The following is a 16,720-nucleotide window of genomic DNA, read 5'->3' as shown; positions in this document are numbered from 1 at the left end:
TGGGCTGCTGCTCGCGGGTCTCCCCCTGTGTCAGGGATCAGCGGTCGGAGACCGCGAGCCGGTACCCGCGCTTGACGACGGTCTGGATGAGGTCTCTTGCTCCGAGAGATTCGCGGACACGCGCCACTGCCACCTCCACAGCGTGCGCGTTGCGCTCGCCGCCCGGCAGCACCGCGCTCAGCTCTGCGCGCGAGAGCACGCGTCCTCCGGCGTCGGCGAGCACTTCCAGCAACACGGAGCCCGTGCGCGAGAGCGGGACGAATCTGTTGTCGACGATCGCGCCTCCGCTTCGGACCTCGACGCGGCCCTCGTCGGTGTACACCGACGGAGCCTTGCCTCCACCGAAGTACGCGATGACCGTACGCGCGAGGGAGCCCAGCCGTCCGCGGTCGGCGATCGTCAGGGTGAGGCCCGCCTCCTGCAACGGGACGGCGGTCACAGGGCCGACGGCGGCGATCAGCAGACGTCCGGATGCCGCGCGGCGACGGATGCCGTCCAGAGCCCCGGCCTCCTCGGCGACGGCGAGCCACGACGCGGCTCCCGGGGCGGATGTGAAGAGCACGGCATCCGCTTCGCCCGCGGCCGCCTGCAGCGCCGACCTCCGGACCACGTCGGGATTCGGCGGCGGCCCCCAGCGGTAGACGACGACGCTGAGCACATCGGCGCCTGCATCGGCGAGAAGTTCGTCCAACCCGTCCGATCCTGCGCCGTGGTGCTGTACGACGATGCGTTTTCCTGCGACACCGCTCGCGAGCAGATACTCGCCGACCTCGGCCGAGGTCTCGGATTCGGCGACCCAGTCGGCGCTGAAGCCCGCCTGCTGGATCGCGCCGTGCGCTTTGGGCCCTCTGGCGATGAACTGGGCGCCGTCGAAGGCCGCGCCCAGCTTCTCGTCGATGCCGTGCTCGTGCACGGCATCCATCCAGCCGCGGAATCCGACGCCCGTCGTGACGATCACGATGTCGGGCGGCGACTCGATCAGCAGTCGTGTGCGCCGCAGGAGCTCGGCATCGTCGACGTTGGGCACGATGCTCAGCGCAGGTGCGCGGTGCACGACGGCGCCACGGCGCTCGAGAGCCGTGGCGAGGTCGATGGAACGACGATCGGCTGCCACGATGATCGTGCAGCCGGCGAGTGCGTGTTCGAGGACGCGCGGGCGGGTCACGCGGTACCCACGGCCAGGACATCAGCGGGGAGCAGCAGCCCTTCCCTGGCCACCTCACCGATGACGATCACGGCGGGATTGATCACGTTGGCCTCCTCTGCATCCGCCACGATAGTGCCCACCGTCGTGCGGATCGTGCGCTGAAGCGGCGTGGAGCCGTTCTCGACGATGGCGACCGGCGTCGACGGAGATACTCCGGCATTCAGAGCGGATGCCGAGATCCGGCCGATCGCGGCCACGCCCATCAGCACGACCGTGGTCACCGCCGGGTCCGCCATCGAGGCGAGGGCGCTCGGTGTGATGTCTCCCTGACCGTTCATGACGTGGATTCCGGCCGAGACGCCCCGGTGCGTGACAGGGATGCCCGCCGCCTGCGGGACGGAGATCGCGCTGCTGATGCCGGGTGTCACACTCACGGGGATGCCTGCGGCTTGGCACGCGAGCACCTCTTCGCCTCCGCGTCCGAACACGAAGGGGTCGCCGCCTTTCAGCCGCACGACGCGTCTGCCCGCCCTGGCATGCTCGACCAGCAGGGCGTTGATCTGCTCCTGCGGCACCGGGTGATGACCCGGCCGCTTGCCGACGTCTATCACCAGCACGTCGGAGGGGATCTCGGACCGCAGCTCGTCGAACGGGCCGAGCCTGTCGGCGACGATCACCTCCGCCTCGCGGAGCAGTCGGTAGGCCCGGATCGTCATGAGATCGGCGGGGCCGGGGCCGCCTCCGATCAGATCGACGCGGCCCACGCGTGTGCGGCTCACGATGCCACCTCGATGTACACGTCGCCGCCGATGATCCGCACGGGCCACACGCGCAGCGCGGCATCCACACCGCTCACCGGCTGCTTGCCCTGCGAATCCAGGCAGGTGCCCGTCATCAGGTCGAACACCTGCTTGTGCAACGGCGAGGCGACCGTCGCCGATGCTCCCCGCGTGCCGACGATGCCGCGCGAGATGACGTTCGCTCCACTGAACGGGTCGAAGTTGTCGACGGCGTGCACGCTGCCGTCTGGCAGCCGGAACAAGGCGATCTGCTGCACGTCGATCAGCGCAGCCCTCCCCCGTTCGACTTCCAGGTCGTCGAGGGAGCAGATGCGCACCATCGTGTCCTCTGTGATGAGCGTCATCGGCGTACCTCCAGTGCAGTTCCGGCGATGAGGACGCCGCCGGTGCGTCGTTCCTCTGATGTGGCTGGGCGGATCTGCCCGCGCTCGGCGACGTAGGCGAGCGACGGGTCGGGCGTGTCTGTGGCGTTCACGAACGAATGGAACCGCTGCAGCTTCTCGGGGTCGCGCAGCGTCGCAGCCCATTCGTCCTCATAGCGATCGACGTGTCGCGCCATCGCCGCGTCGAGGTCGGCGCAGATCCCCAGGCTGTCGTCGAAGATGACTCGACGCAGCTCGTCCAGCCCGCCCTCGAGGTCGTCGAGCCACGGCGCTGTGCGCTGCAGGCGGTCCGCCGTGCGGATGTAGTACATGAAGAAGCGGTCGATCGCCTGGATCAGGCCGTCGTCGTCGAGATCGGAGGCGAGCAGCTGGGCGTGCTTGGGCGCGAACCCGCCGTTGCCGCCGACGTACATGTTCCAGCCCGTCTCGGTCGCGATGACGCCGACGTCCTTTCCACGGGCCTCGGCGCACTCGCGTGCGCATCCGGAGACGCCGAGCTTGAGCTTGTGCGGCGCCCGCAGTCCGCGGTAGCGCAGCTCGAGCTTCACCGCCATGCCCACCGAGTCCAGGACACCGTAACGGCACCATGTCGATCCCACGCAGGACTTCACCGTGCGCAGCGACTTGCCGTAGGCGTGGCCGGATTCGAACCCGGCGTCCACCAGCCGACCCCAGATCGCCGGCAGCTGCTCGAGTCGGGCGCCGAACATGTCGATCCGCTGTCCGCCGGTGATCTTCGTGTAGAGCGCGTAATCCTTCGCGATCTGGCCGATCGCGAGCAGCCCTTCAGGGGTGACTTCGCCACCGGGCATGCGCGGGACGACCGAGTACGTGCCGTCCTTCTGCATGTTCGCCATGACGTGGTCGTTCGTGTCCTGCAGAGTCGCGTTCTCGCCGTCGAGCACATGCGCCCCGACGAGCACCGAGAGGATGCTGGCGATCGCCGGCTTGCAGATGTCGCAACCGCGACCGCGGCCGAACCGCTCGGCGATCGCGCTGAAAGTCGTGAGCTCGGCGACGCGCACCGCGTCGAACAGCTGCCGGCGAGACATGTCGAAGTGCTCGCACAACGCGTTCGACACGGTCTGACCGAGCTTGGTGAGCTCTTGCCCGACCACCTTCTTGACCATCAGCACGCACGAGCCGCAGGTCGCCCCCGCCTTGGTGCACCCCTTCACCGCCGCTGCGTCCATGCATCCCTCTTCATGCACGGCCTGACGGATGCGGCCGGCCGACACGTTCGAGCACGAGCAGACGACCGCCTCGTCGGGGAGCTCACCGCCCGGCGCCTCGTTCCCGCCCTCGGGAAGCAGGTAGGCGGCCGGGTCGGCACCGAGCTTCGCCCCGAGCAGCGGACGCAGCGAGCCGTAGGCCGAGGCGTCGCCGACGAGGATGCCGCCGAGAAGGGTCTGCGCGTCGTCGGACAGCACGAGCTTCTTGTAGACACCGGCGACCGCATCGGCGTAGACGACGTCGAGCGCGTTCGGCGTGGTGGCCATCGCGTCGCCGAAGCTCGCCACGTCGACGCCGGAGAGCTTGAGCTTCGACGAGTCGTCGTAGCCCGGGAAGGAGGCCTCTCCACCGAGCAGACGAGTCGCGGCCACCTCGGCCATCGCATAGCCGGGGGCGACGAGCCCGACGCACCTGCCGTCGAAGTTCGCGACCTCGCCGATCGCGAGGATGTCGGGGTCGCTGGTGATGCACCGCTCGTCGATGAGCACGCCGCCGCGCGCGTCGACATCGAGGCCGGCGGAACGGGCGAGTTCGTCGCGAGGTCGCACGCCGACCGTGAACACGACGACGTCCGCCTCGTGCATCGAGCCGTCCTGGAACTCGAGCGCGGCCACCGCGCCAGTGCGATCGGGGTCCAGCCGCGTCGTGCGCGACTCGGTGCGCACGTTGATGCCTCGGCTCTCGAGCAGTCGGCGCAGCATCGCCCCACCCGCGACGTCGAGCTGCTGCGACATCAGGCGATCCGAGTACTGCACCACGGTCGCGTCGACGTCCATGCCCTGCAGGGCGCCTGCCGCCTCGAGTCCCAGCAGACCGCCGCCGATCACGGCGCCGCGAAGCGGCCGGTCCAGCATCCGACGACGGCGCTCGACGAAGTCCTTCAGCTCCTGCACGTCGTCGAGAGTGCGATACACGAAGCAGCCGGGAAGGTCGGCGCCGTCGACGGCGACGCGCGCAGCGTACGAGCCGGTGGCCAGCACGAGTGTGTCGTAGCGCACGACGCGGCGCGTGCTCGTCGTCACCGTGCGGGCCGCTCGGTCGATCTGCATGACCCGATCGCCGGGATGCAGCAGCACCCGCTCGTCATCGAAGACGGACCTGTCGAGTGTCAGGTCGTCACCCGTCGCTCCTGAGAAGAAACCGGTGAGTCCGACGCGGTCGTAGGGGCCGCGGCCCTCATCGCCGAACACGTGAACGCGCACTGCGGCATCCGTGCGGCTCAGCAGACTCTCCACGAAACGGTGCGCGACCATGCCGGCGCCGACGACCACGATCTCGGATGCTGTCTGGTTCATGACTGCGACGATAGGAAAGCCGTGTTTCCCGCAGTGGTCGTGGCGTGTTTCCTCGATCGAACGATCTGCTCACAGATCGATAACAAGGGATGTGAGATCCGCGTCCACGACGGATCGGCCCGCGCGTACTAGGCTGAAGCTCGTCCTTTCCGCCTCCCGCGGTCGTCCGCGCAAGGAGATCAATAGTGTCTGCCACCGAGCCCTCGAAGCCGACTCCCCCCGTTCCCGCTCCCCCGACGGCTCCGCTGCCGCGCAAGCTGCCTGCCAAGGCGCCCGCTGCTGCGCAGACGCCTGCGGCGCCGGTCGCGCCCACCTCCTCCCCTGAGGAGGTCGCCAAGTGGGGTCGCGTGTCCGAAGACGGCACCGTCGAGGTTCTCGAGAACGACGCCTGGCGCGTCGTCGGCCAGTATCCGGACGGCACCCCTGACGAGGCTCTCGCCTACTTCGTGCGCAAGTACGATGACATCGCCTTCAAGGTGCACACGCTCGAGCAGCGGCACCAGGCCGGTGGGGCATCGGCGAGCGATCTCGCGAAGCAGGCCGCGCATCTGCTGGAGGAGGCGACCGACGCCGCCGCCGTCGGCGATCTCGCCGGTCTCCGCGATCGTCTGAACGCCCTCACCGCCTCCCTGTCGGAGGCGACGGCGCAGGAGGCACAGGCTGCCAAGGAGCTCGTCGACAAGGCGATCGCAGAGCGGACCGCTCTCGTCGAGCGCGCCGAGGCGATCGCCGCACGCGACCTGTCGAAGGTGCAGTGGAAGCAGGTCACGGCCGAGCTCAGCGATCTCTTCGACGAATGGCAGGCCCACCAGCAGAACGGCCCTCGCCTCTCGAAGAGCGTCTCGCAGCAGCTCTGGAAGCGATTCCGCGACGCCCGTGCCGCGGTCGACAAGCACCGCCGCGCCTTCTACGCCGAGCTCGACGACGCGCATAAATCCGCCCGCGACGCCAAGACCCGTCTGGTCGAACGCGCAGAGGCCCTGGCGCCTCGCGGCGTCGACGGCATCCCCGCGTACCGCACCCTGCTCGACGAGTGGAAGTCGGCGGGCCGCGCCGGACGCAAGGTCGACGACGCTCTGTGGGCTCGGTTCAAGGCCGCCGGCGACGCGCTGTATTCGGCACGCGCCGAGCAGGCCGCAGCGGAAGAGGCCGACTCCGCGCCGAAGATCGAGGCCCGTCAGGCCCTGCTCGAAGAGGCGAAGGCGGTCGCGGACGAGGCGAACATCAAGAGCGCCCGGGCTCTCCTCACCCGCATCCAGCGCCAGTGGGACGAGATCGGACGCATCTTCCCGCGCGAGAAGGAACGCGCGCTCGACGACCGTCTGCGCGTGATCGAGCAGGCGCTGAAGGCCCGCGAAGAGGTCGACTGGAAGAAGAACAACCCGGAGACCAAGGCCCGCGCCAACGACATGAGCTCGCAGCTGCTCGAGGCGATCGAGAAGCTCGAGGCCGAGCTCGCCGCGGCCGAGAAGGCCGGCGACAAGAAGGCCGCGAAGGCGGCGGCGGATGCTCTCGAGGCGCGCCGCACCTGGCTCAGCGCCCTGGGCGGCTGAACTTCTCCACAGATCTCCGCACCGACATCCGAACGCGGGATGCACTGCGCCACACTGGCGTGATGCATCCCGCGTTCCTGTACATGCCCGGCGGCAGGCTGAGCGTGAGCGAACTGAGCGCGGCGCGCCTCGACGGACATGTGGTCGAGCTCGGCGAAGGGTACATTCCGGCCGATCTCGTGGAGGGGGCGGCGCTGCGCGCCCAGGCCATCGCTTCGCTGATACCCGCCGGCACAGCCGCCAGCGGCCCGACGGCGGCCTGGGTGCATGCGGGCGGCGCTCCGCCCCCGGCACGGCACCACGTGAGCCGCACCAGCGCCCAGCGTCTGCGCATCGACGTCGACCGGCGGGTCACGTTCCACGACCGCCGTGTCGAGCCGGCCGAGGTCAGTCTGCTGAGCAGCGTCCGGGTCACGACCCCCGCGCGGACCATGACCGATCTGCTGCTCGGCACACGGCGTGGGCCCGATTTCCTCATATGGGCGCGCCTGCTCGCCGACGCGCTCCCCACGGCGGTCGAGCAGGCTGAGCAGGAGATCGAATCGCTGCACCGTGTTCCCGGGCGCCGTCAGGCGCTCGAGGCGCTTGCCGCGTTGGGCTTCAGGAAGACGTGACCCGATACACGTCGTAGACGGCGTCGATGCGTCGGACGGCGTTGAGCACACGATCGAGGTGGACGGCATCGCCCATCTCGAACACGAAGCGGCTGAGCGCCAAGCGCTCGTCGGTCGTCGACACCGTCGCGGAGAGGATGTTCACGTGATGCTCGCTGAGCACACGAGTGACGTCCGACAGCAGACCCGAGCGATCGAGGGCCTCGACCTGGATCTGCACGCGGAACACGCTCTTCGTCGTCGGGGCCCAGGAGACGTCGACGAACCGTTCCTGTTCCGCATCGCCGCTCAGCGCCTTGATGTTGACGCAATCAGCGCGATGCACCGAGACGCCGCTTCCGCGGGTCACGAAGCCGACGATCTGGTCACCCGGCACAGGAGTGCAGCACTTCGCGAGCTTGACCAGGATGTCGGATGCGCCACGGACGAGGATGCCGGAATCGCCGGAGCGGGACTCGCGGGCCTGCGTGTGTCCCGGAACGTCGATGGGACCGGTCGCCGGGTCGTTCGCCGCCACGAGAGCGGTGACCTTCTCGAGCACCGACTGGGTCGACACGTGCCCCTCGCCCACTGCGGCGTAAAGCGCGGAGACGTCTTCGTAGCGCAGCTGCCTGGCGACTTCGGCGAACGAATCCTGACTCATCAAGCGCTGCAGGGGCAGGTTCTGACGGCGCATCGCGCGGGCGATGGCCTCTTTACCCTGCTCGATCGCCTCTTCGCGACGCTCCTTCGTGAACCAGCCGCGGATCTTGTTGCGCGCGCGTGTGCTCTTGACGAACCCGAGCCAATCCTGGCTGGGTCCGGCATCAGGGTTCTTGGAGGTGAAGACCTCGACCACGTCGCCGCTCTTGAGCTCCGACTCGAGCGGCACCAGGCGTCCGTTGACTTTGGCGCCCATCGTGCGGTGGCCGATCTCGGTGTGCACGGCATAGGCGAAGTCGACCGGTGAGGCGTCCGCCGGTAGACCGATCACGCGGCCCTTCGGCGTGAAGACGTACACTTCCTTCGCGCCGATCTCGAATCTCAGCGAATCGAGGAACTCGCCGGGGTCGGCCGTCTCGGCCTGCCAGTCCGAGATGTGCGCGAGCCAGGCCATGTCGGCGTCGGCGGCGCGGACCTCGGTCTTGCCGCCGTTCATCCGCTCCTTGTACATCCAGTGCGCCGCGACGCCGTACTCCGCCTGGTGGTGCATCTCCTGCGTGCGGATCTGGATCTCGACCGTGCGACCCGCGGGGCCGATGACGGTCGTGTGGAGGGACTGATACAGGTTGAACTTCGGCGTGGCGATGTAGTCCTTGAACCGGCCGGGCAACGGTGTCCAGCGGGCGTGGATGGCGCCGAGCACGGCGTAGCAGTCGCGCACCGAGGCGACGATGACGCGGATGCCGATGAGGTCGTAGATGTCGTCGAACTCGCGACCTCTGACGACCATCTTCTGATACACCGAGTACAGCTGCTTCGGGCGCCCGACCACGGTTCCGCGGATGCGAAGATCGCGCAGATCCTCGTCGATCTCCTCGACGACCTGATTAAGATACTTCTCGCGCTGCGGGGTGCGCTGCGCGATGAGGCTCTGGATCTCGTTGTAGATCTTCGGATGCAGGACGGCGAACGACAGATCCTCGAGTTCGGACTTGATCGCCTGGATGCCGAGCCTGTTCGCCAGCGGCGCGTAGATCTCGAGAGTCTCCTTGGCCTTCTTCGCCGCCTTCTCGGGCGGGACGAAGCCCCAGGTTCGCGCATTGTGCAGGCGATCGGCCAGCTTGATGAGCAGGACGCGGATGTCCTTCGACATCGCGACGATCATCTTGCGGACCGTCTCGGCCTGCGCGCTCTCGCCGTACTTGACCTTGTCGAGCTTCGTGACCCCGTCGACCAGCATGGCGACCTCGTCGCCGAACTCGGCCGTCAGCTCGCTCAGTGCGTAGCCGGTGTCCTCGACGGTGTCGTGCAGAAGAGCTGCAGCGACCGCACGCGGTCCGAGGCCGAGCTCTGCGAGGATCTGCGCGACCGCGAGCGGGTGCGTGATGTACGGCTCACCGCTCTGGCGCTTCTGGCCTTCGTGCTTCTGCTTGGCGACGGCGTACGCACGCTCGATCACCGCGAAATCGCCGCGCGGATGGTTCGCCCTGACCGTGCGGATCAGGTTGTCGACGTCGTTGATCCGGGACGCGCGGGAGAAGATGCGGGGAACCAGACGTCGCAGACTGGATCCCTGCGACGACGACTGCGGTTCCGCCATCCGCGTACCTCCCGAACTTCTACATCTTACTCGCGTCCTGCGGGGCTGAGCCCCGCAGGACGCGGACGGTCACGCGTCGACGGTCGCCTTGCTGCGCGCTTCGAGAATCTTGGCATCGCGCGCCTTGATCTTCGGCTCCCCCTCGCGGAACAGCGAGTACAGCGGGGCGGCGACGAACAGAGTCGAGTACGTCGCGACGAGGATTCCGACGAAGATCGACAGCGAGATGTCGGTGAGCGTCTCGGCTCCGAGCCAGAAGGACCCGATGAAGAGGATCGCACCGACCGGCAGGGCCGCGACGACCGACGTGTTGATCGAGCGCACCAGGGTCTGGTTGACCGCGAGGTTGACCGCTTCCCCGAAGGTGCGTCCAGACTTGTCGCCGTCTTCCGTGGTGTTCTCGCGGATCTTGTCGAACACGACCGTCGTGTCGTACAGCGAGTACGCGAGGATCGTCAGGAAGCCGATCACGGCGGCGGGAGAGATCTCGAAGCCGGCGAGAGCGTAGATGCCGATCGTGATGACCAGCACGTCGAGCAGGCCGATGATCGCCGCAGCCGACATCTTCCACGTACGGAAGTACAGCGCCAGGATCAGGAAGGTCAGAGCGAGGAAGATCGCCAGACCCCAGAGGGACTGCTTGGTGACGTTCTCACCCCAGGCCGGGCCGATGAACGACGAGGTGACGCTGTCGGGCTCGACGCCGTAGGCGTCGGCGAGAGCATTCGACACCTTCTGCGTCTCGTCATCGCTCATCTGGTCGGTCTGGACGCGGATGTCCTTCTCGTTGACCGTGACGACCTTGGTCGCAGCTCCCGGCACCACCGAGTGCACAGCCTCGGTGGCCTTGGACTGATCGGTGCTCTTGGGCGCCGTGACGGTGAACTGTGAACCGCCGGTGAACTCGATCGAGAACTGCACGGGGCGGAACACCGGCACGAGAACCGATCCGACCACGAGGGCGATCGCGATGATGAACCACAGCCGGCGCCTGCCGACGAACGGGAAGGAGGTCTTGCCCGAGTAGAGATTGTTTCCGAAGTCGTTCATGGAAGCCATCAGTTCTCCCCCTCCTCTGCCTTGCTGCGCGGACTCTCGTCGGTGGTGCTGCCGGCGGATGCCAGGGACTCGGCGCGCTTGCGCTCGGCGATGGTCTGGCGGCGGTCGGCCTCGGCCCGGGAACGGACGTTCTTCGCACCGCGGCCGCTGGTGGCAGTGACCACCTCGCGGTACTGGGACCTGCTGCGGTAGACCGCGCCCAGCGACTCGGGGTCGAGTCCGGACAGCGGGTGGCCGTTGCCGAAGAACCGGGTTCGCACGAGCAGCTGCATGACCGGGTGCGTGAAGATCACGAAGATGAACACGTCGATGATGGTCGTGAGGCCGAGCGTGAACGCGAACCCCTTGACCGTCGCGTCGGCCAGGATGTAGAGCACCACGGCGGCGAGGATGTTGATCGACTTCGAGATGTAGATCGTGCGCTTGGCACGGCCCCAGCCGTCTTCCACGGCCGCCGTGATCGATTTGCCGTCACGGAGCTCGTCTCGGATTCGCTCGAAGTACACGATGAACGAGTCGGCCACGAATCCGATCGAGACGATCAGACCTGCCACACCGGCCAGCGACAGGCGGAAGCCCATGCGCCAGGCGAGGATGCAGATGATGATGTACGTCAGCACGCCCATCACCGCGATCGATGCGACGATCACGGCGCCGAGGGCTCGATAGACGATCAGCGAGTAGATCGCGACGAGCACGAGGCCGATGAGACCGGCGATGAGGCCGATCTGCAGCTGCTGCGTGCCGAGCGTGGCCGACACCGTGCCGGAGCTCTGCACTTCGAAGCTCAACGGCAGCGCGCCGAACTTGAGCTGGTCGGCGAGCGTCTTCGACGACTCCTGGGTGAAGCTTCCCGAGATGCTGGGACGCCCGTCGAGGATCTGTCCGTTCATCTGCGGAGCGCTGATCACGCTGCCGTCGAGCACGAACGCGAACTGATCGCGCGGCGAGAGGCTGGCGAGCTTGTTCTGGTACAGGCGCGTGCTGACCTTGCCGAACGCGTCGGCGCCATCGGCGGTCATGGTCAGCTGCACGAGCCATGCACCCGACTTCGGGTCGCGGCCTGCCGTCGCGTCGGTGATCGCGGTGCCGTCGAGCTCTGCCGGTCCGAGCAGATACTTCGCGGCGCCGCTCGGGTCGCACGCGATGAGCGGCTGGTCTTTGGGAGCGCGGGCCGGGTCGGTGGAGGGGTTCGCGCAGTCGTAGGCGAGGAACTCGGCCTGCAGCTTGTCGGTGATCCACGCGGTGTCGCTCGCGTCGGTCGGCGTGGCGGTAGGTGTCGCGTTGAGCGAATCGTCGGGGGTCGGGTATGGCGTGGTGTTGCCGTCCTCGCCCGTGAACGCGGTCGCGGCGGCCGTCGTGGCGAGCACAGCGCGGAACTCGAGCTGAGCGCTCGACTTGATCCGGTTGCGGGTGGCCTCATCGGCGACACCGGGGATCTGGACGACGATGTTCTGTCCGCCCTCGGTGGTGATGTCCGCCTCGCTGACACCCGAGGCGTCGACGCGCTGGCGGATGATCGCCGCTGCCTGATCCATCTGCTCCTGCGAAGGAGCGGCGCCGTCTTCGGTCTGCGCCTGCAGGACGATCTGCGTCCCGCCCTGCAGGTCGAGGGCGAGTTCTGGAGTCCAAGAGCTCTTCTGGAACACGTACACGCCGAGCGCGTTGATGCCGAAGAGGACGCCCGTCACCAGAAGAAGCCCGAGAAGGACCCTCCAGGCGTGACGGACAGGTGAGGAAGAAGCCACGTGCTCAGCTTTCTGACATGCCGGCGCGCCGCTGCGGCGCGCAGATCCTGAAGAAGATTACTTGTCGTCCGCGTCGCGCTCGAGACGCGCACGCGTCTCTTCGGCGGTCTCGATCGACGGGGCCTGCTCGTCGGCTGCGGAGTCGTCCACAGCATCCGTCTCGTCTGCGGCATCCACGTCGTCCGCGACCGTCGGCTCCACGACGCGGAGGATCGCCTGGCTGTGCACCTCGATGATGGTGCCCGGTGCGATCTCGACGAGCGCCGGCTCATCGAGGTTCTCGGGGTCGTACGCGACGATCGTGCCGTAGAGGCCGCCCTGCAGCAGGACCTTGGCGCCGGGAACAGTCTTGGTCGCCTTCTCCTCCTGGTCGGCCTTCATCTGCTTCTGCCGCTTGCGGCTGTTGACGAACATGAAGACGATCAGGACGCCGAGGACCGGCAGCATGAGGAGTGTGGGATCCATGACGGATGCCTTTCATTCGCGCACACGCCAACAGCGGCCTGCACTTCGGGGGATGAGACGGAAGTCTCCAGCGATTATAGGTTATCGAAGAGTCCGCCCTCGGCCTGGTGCGCGAGCCCGAGGTGCGCGAAGGCCTCCGGCATCGCGACGCGGCCGCGGGGCGTTCTGCCGAGGAAGCCGATGCGCACCAGATAGGGCTCCACCACGCTCTCGACCGTCTCAGCCTCTTCGCCCACCGCGACGGCGAGAGTGCTGAGGCCGACAGGGCCGCCTCGGAACCGGCGGACCAGGGCGTCGAGCACGGCGCGGTCCAGACGATCGAGACCGATCGGGTCTACGTCGTAGAGCTCGAGCGCGGCTCGCACGCCCGAGAGTGATGCCGCTCCCCCGCCGTGCACGAGCGCGTAGTCGCGCACACGACGCAGGAGCCGGTTCGCGATGCGGGGTGTACCTCGTGAGCGACGGGCGATCTCGCTGAGGGAATCGGACGGCAGATCGACGCCCAGCACGAGCGCGGATCTCGCGATCACCTGCTCGAGTTCGCCCTCGTCGTAGAACTCGAGGTGGCCGGTGAAGCCGAAGCGATCGCGCAGCGGGTTCGGCAGAAGGCCCGAGCGCGTCGTCGCGCCGACGAGGGTGAACGGAGCCAGCTCGAGCGGGATGCTCGTGGCGCCAGCCCCCTTCCCGACCATGATGTCGATGCGGAAGTCTTCCATGGCGAGGTACAGCATCTCCTCGGCGGACCGCGCCATGCGGTGGATCTCGTCGATAAACAGCACTTCGCCCGGAGTCAGGCTAGACAGCAGAGCGGCGAGGTCGCCGGCGTGCTGGATCGCCGGCCCGCTCGACATGCGCAGCGGACGCCCGCTCTCGTGCGCGACGATCATGGCGAGAGTGGTCTTGCCGAGACCCGGGGGGCCCGCGAGCAGGATGTGGTCGGCGGAGCGGCCTTGAATCGCCGCGGCGTCGAGCAGCAGCTGCAGCTGCCCTCGGACCTTCATCTGTCCGACGAACTCGTCGAGACTGCTCGGTCGGAGCGCCCCCTCGATCGCGAGTTCGGCCTCGTCGACCGGTTCCATGGCGTCGCGGGCCTCAGACACGTGCCGGTCCCAGTGTCGCGAGAGCGCGACGAAGGAGCGAGGACACGGAGGCGCGCTCGGCTTCGGAGGCGTCGGTGGCGGTCTGCGTGGCCGCCTCGACCGCGACCTTCTCGGACCAGCCGAGGCCGACGAGCGCGGCGGCGACCTGGTCGACCACGTCGCCGCGGGATGCGCCGGTGGTCTTCGCCGCAGGCGCCGTGGCCTGCACCTTGCCTGCGAGCTGCAGGACGATGAGCTTGGCAGTCTTCGGCCCGATGCCGGAGACCCGCCGGAAGGGAGCGTCGTCCTCGGCGGTGACCGCCTCGGCGATCTGATCCACCGTGAGGTGCGAGAGCACGCCGAGAGCGGACTTCGGGCCGACCCCCGTGACGCTGATCAGCAGCCCGAAGATCTCGAGCTCGTCGCGGTCGGCGAACCCGTACAGCGAGAGCGCGTCTTCACGCACGATGAGGCTGGTGTGCAGCAGCATCCGCTCGCCGATCGACGCGGTGTGCGCGACGTCGGCGGGCACGGCGACGGAGAAGCCGACGCCACCGACCTCGATGACGACCTGATCCGACGTCGTGTGCAGCACGGTGCCGTGCAGGGAGGAGATCATGGGGCCAGCTTAGGCGCGGGATCGTACATACGTTCGAGCGACACGCTCCGCGTCGGCCCAGGCCTTCTGCGCCGGCGTGAGCGCGTCCTGCCCCGGAGGTCCGGCCGCTCCTCGTCGCCAGGCATGGCACAGAGCGATCGCGAGGGCATCTGCCGCGTCGGCGGGCTGAGGGGGCGCGTCGAGGCGCAGGATGCGGGCGATCATCGCCTGCACCTGCTTCTTGTCCGCGGCGCCGTAGCCCGTGACCGCCGCCTTCACCTCGCTCGGCGTGTGCGTGGATGCGGGGAGCCCCGCCTCGGCGGCGAGCAGCAGGGCGACCCCGCTGGCCTGAGCCGTCCCCATCACGGTGTGGCTGTTCTGCTGGGCGAACACGCGCTCCACCGCGACGGCATCCGGCTCGTGGATCTCGAGGACCTCGCGGATGCCGGCGGCGACCAGCGCGAGCCGCTCGCCGATCGGCGCATCCACGGGGGTGCGGATCACACCGACGTGCACGAGCGTGCCGCGGCGGGATCGATCGACGTCGACGACTCCCACGCCGCAGCGCGTGAGCCCGGGGTCGATGCCGAGGACGCGTAGCGAGGAGGAGGTCACTCCCCCAGGCTAAGCGCGGTCATCGGCACTGCGTCGCAGGCACGCAGCAGAGTCACTCGTCGTTCTCGAGCTCCGCCTGCACCTCTGCGGTCAGGTCGAAGTTGCTGAAGACGTTCTGCACGTCCTCGCTGTCTTCGAGAGCGTCGATCAGGCGGAAGATCTTGCGCGCGGTGTCGGCGTCGATCTCCACCTTGAGGTTCGGGACGAACTCGACGTCGGCCGACTCGTAGTCGATGCCTGCGTCCTGGAGCGCGGTGCGGACCGTGACCAGGTCGGTCGGCTCGGTGACGATCTCGAAGCCCTCGGCGTGCGGCTCGATCTCCTCGGCCCCCGCCTCGAGAGCGGCCATCATGACGTCGTCTTCCGTCGTGCCCTCGGAGCCGACGACGATGACGCCCTTGCGGCTGAAGTTGTAGGCCACGCTGCCGGGGTCGGCGAGCGTGCCGCCGTTGCGGCTGAGGGCCGTGCGCACCTCGGCGGCCGCGCGATTCTTGTTGTCGGTCAGACACTCGATCATGAGGGCGACGCCGTTGGGGCCGTAGCCTTCGTACATGATCGACGTGTACTCGACGGCTTCGCCGCCGATGCCCGCACCGCGCTTGACCGCACGGTCGATGTTGTCCTTCGGGACGGACGTCTTCTTCGCCTTCTGCACCGCGTCGAAGAGCGTCGGGTTTCCCGCCAGATCAGGACCGCCGAGCTTGGCCGCGACCTCGATGTTCTTGATGAGCTTCGCCCACGACTTGGCACGACGCGAGTCGATGATCGCCTTCTTGTGCTTGGTCGTGGCCCATTTGGAATGCCCGGACATAAGTCTCCGCTCGTCGTATCCGCCCCGGCGCTCGGCCAAGGGCATCGTCCAGTCTAGAAGATGAGCACGGAGTCTGCGACGCTCGCCTCGCAGACCGTGACCTCGGAACCAGGCGCGGCATGGTCCTCGTGGTGTGGAACGCCGACGACGCGACCTCCGCGACTACCATCTCCCGTAGGTGCATGGATGCACCGCTCAGGAGGAACGATGACGAACCCTCGTGCACGGATCAAGCGCAGTCCCCGCGGACAGGCGATGGCTCCGGACACCGATCCGATACCCGCTTCCGCATTCGATGCCCTCGATCGCACTGTGCTGCACTGGCTGGGAATGGCTGGTTTCCTCATCAACGCGCGGGGAACCCTGCTCGCCGTCGATCCGCTGCTCGAGGGGTTCGACATGCCGGTCCTCATCGACTTCCCGCGTCGAGCAGCCGACGTGCCTCGACTCGATGCGGTCCTGGTCACACATGCGGACAACGATCACTTCAGCGTCCCGACGTGCACGGCCCTGAGCGCAGTCACCGGGCGCTTCCACTCGACGCGATATGTCGCCGAGCAGATGCGCGGATCCGGTATGCGTGCGGAGGGCCATGACATCGGCGACGAGTTCGCCGTCGGCGAGGTGCGCGTCAAGGTGACGCCCGCTGATCACGCGTGGCAGAACGCGCACCCTGAACCCGGGCAGCGCGTTTTCCACGATGAGGACTCCTGTGGGTTCTGGATCACGACACCTGACGGCGTGATCTGGGCGCCGGGCGACTCCCGCCTGATCCCCGAGCACCATCTGGCCATGCCGTCGCCGGACGCACTGCTGTTCGACTTCTCGGACAGCGACTGGCATTTCGGTTTCGAGGGCGCCGTGAAGATGGCGAACGCCTACCCCGACGCGGATCTGCTCCTGCATCATTGGGGCAGCGTCGACTCCGCGGATTTCGCTCCGTTCAACGCCGATCCCGAGACACTGCCGGGTGTCGTCGTCAATCCCGACCGCATCCGAGTACTCGCGCCCGGCGAGCCGTTCACGCTCCGACGGATTCGATAGTCATCCCGGTGCTTCTCGGGACGCCTGAGCCGTC

The 16,720-nt window shown here is 67.8% G+C and carries 15 protein-coding genes; 3 read left to right on the top strand and 12 right to left on the bottom strand.

The genetic code is table 11. The annotated features are described in order from the left end of the window. Positions 1-37: 37 nt before the first annotated feature. The 4 genes from ACI3KT_RS03155 to nirB are packed head-to-tail and all read right to left on the bottom strand — an operon-like array spanning position 38 to position 4,858. Positions 38-1,165, bottom strand: a complete 1,128-nt coding sequence (locus ACI3KT_RS03155; RefSeq protein WP_404902533.1) for a uroporphyrinogen-III synthase — start codon at positions 1,163-1,165, stop codon at positions 38-40. Further along, positions 1,162-1,926, bottom strand: a complete 765-nt coding sequence (gene cobA / locus ACI3KT_RS03150) for a uroporphyrinogen-III C-methyltransferase (RefSeq protein ID WP_292910899.1) — start codon at positions 1,924-1,926, stop codon at positions 1,162-1,164. The genes ACI3KT_RS03155 and cobA overlap by 4 nt, the downstream gene beginning before the upstream one ends. Beyond that, positions 1,923-2,291, bottom strand: a complete 369-nt coding sequence (gene nirD / locus ACI3KT_RS03145) for a nitrite reductase small subunit NirD (protein ID WP_404902531.1) — start codon at positions 2,289-2,291, stop codon at positions 1,923-1,925. Before nirD ends, cobA begins: the two co-directional genes overlap by 4 nt. Beyond that, entirely contained in the window at positions 2,288-4,858 is a 2,571-nt protein-coding gene (nirB, locus tag ACI3KT_RS03140) for a nitrite reductase large subunit NirB (RefSeq protein ID WP_404902530.1), read from the bottom strand. Before nirB ends, nirD begins: the two co-directional genes overlap by 4 nt. 185 nt (positions 4,859-5,043) lie before the next feature. Here nirB and ACI3KT_RS03135 point away from each other — a divergent pair, with 185 nt between their 5' ends. Both ACI3KT_RS03135 and ACI3KT_RS03130 read left to right on the top strand, forming a co-directional pair. Continuing rightward, positions 5,044-6,411, top strand: a complete 1,368-nt coding sequence (locus tag ACI3KT_RS03135; protein WP_292910905.1) for a DUF349 domain-containing protein — start codon at positions 5,044-5,046, stop codon at positions 6,409-6,411. Between the two features lie 62 nt (positions 6,412-6,473). Continuing rightward, the gene (locus ACI3KT_RS03130) at positions 6,474-7,025 is read left to right on the top strand and encodes a hypothetical protein (protein WP_404902529.1); all 552 of its coding nucleotides are present in this window, start codon (positions 6,474-6,476) and stop codon (positions 7,023-7,025) included. On the opposite strand, the gene ACI3KT_RS03125 is transcribed toward ACI3KT_RS03130, so the two are convergent. The 8 genes from ACI3KT_RS03125 to ACI3KT_RS03090 all read right to left on the bottom strand — a co-directional run bounded on the left by ACI3KT_RS03125 (position 7,012) and on the right by ACI3KT_RS03090 (position 15,642). Next, on the bottom strand, positions 7,012-9,267 hold the full coding sequence (locus ACI3KT_RS03125; protein ID WP_292910909.1) for a bifunctional (p)ppGpp synthetase/guanosine-3',5'-bis(diphosphate) 3'-pyrophosphohydrolase: 2,256 nt from the start codon (positions 9,265-9,267) through the stop codon (positions 7,012-7,014). The two genes, ACI3KT_RS03130 and ACI3KT_RS03125, sit on opposite strands and share 14 nt — an antisense overlap. 69 nt (positions 9,268-9,336) lie before the next feature. After that, the gene (gene secF, locus ACI3KT_RS03120) at positions 9,337-10,326 is read right to left on the bottom strand and encodes a protein translocase subunit SecF (protein WP_292910911.1); all 990 of its coding nucleotides are present in this window, start codon (positions 10,324-10,326) and stop codon (positions 9,337-9,339) included. Further along, positions 10,326-12,074 carry a protein translocase subunit SecD gene (gene secD, locus ACI3KT_RS03115; protein WP_404902528.1) on the bottom strand — a complete coding sequence of 583 codons (1,749 nt, stop codon included), beginning with the start codon at positions 12,072-12,074 and terminating at the stop codon, positions 10,326-10,328. The genes secF and secD overlap by 1 nt, the downstream gene beginning before the upstream one ends. Positions 12,075-12,131: 57 nt before the next feature. Continuing rightward, positions 12,132-12,539, bottom strand: a complete 408-nt coding sequence (gene yajC, locus ACI3KT_RS03110) for a preprotein translocase subunit YajC (protein ID WP_404902526.1) — start codon at positions 12,537-12,539, stop codon at positions 12,132-12,134. A 74-nt stretch (positions 12,540-12,613) separates the two neighbouring features. After that, on the bottom strand, positions 12,614-13,639 hold the full coding sequence (gene ruvB / locus ACI3KT_RS03105; protein WP_404902524.1) for a Holliday junction branch migration DNA helicase RuvB: 1,026 nt from the start codon (positions 13,637-13,639) through the stop codon (positions 12,614-12,616). Beyond that, positions 13,632-14,237, bottom strand: coding sequence for a Holliday junction branch migration protein RuvA (ruvA, locus tag ACI3KT_RS03100; RefSeq protein ID WP_292909122.1), 606 nt, complete (start codon positions 14,235-14,237; stop codon positions 13,632-13,634). Before ruvA ends, ruvB begins: the two co-directional genes overlap by 8 nt. 9 nt (positions 14,238-14,246) lie before the next feature. After that, positions 14,247-14,831, bottom strand: coding sequence for a crossover junction endodeoxyribonuclease RuvC (gene ruvC, locus ACI3KT_RS03095; RefSeq protein ID WP_404902523.1), 585 nt, complete (start codon positions 14,829-14,831; stop codon positions 14,247-14,249). A 52-nt stretch (positions 14,832-14,883) separates the two neighbouring features. Further along, complete coding sequence (locus tag ACI3KT_RS03090) at positions 14,884-15,642, bottom strand: YebC/PmpR family DNA-binding transcriptional regulator (protein WP_292909118.1); 759 nt, start codon at positions 15,640-15,642, stop codon at positions 14,884-14,886. A 207-nt stretch (positions 15,643-15,849) separates the two neighbouring features. Between ACI3KT_RS03090 and ACI3KT_RS03085 the strand changes: the two genes are divergently transcribed. Further along, positions 15,850-16,686, top strand: coding sequence for an MBL fold metallo-hydrolase (locus tag ACI3KT_RS03085; RefSeq protein ID WP_404902521.1), 837 nt, complete (start codon positions 15,850-15,852; stop codon positions 16,684-16,686). The last annotated feature ends 34 nt before the right edge of the window (positions 16,687-16,720 follow it).

The sequence above is a fragment of the Microbacterium sp. ZW T6_19 genome, assembly GCF_044987465.1.
GTDB lineage: Bacteria > Actinomycetota > Actinomycetes > Actinomycetales > Microbacteriaceae > Microbacterium > Microbacterium natoriense_A.
This window is presented reverse-complemented; position numbering and strand designations above follow the sequence as displayed.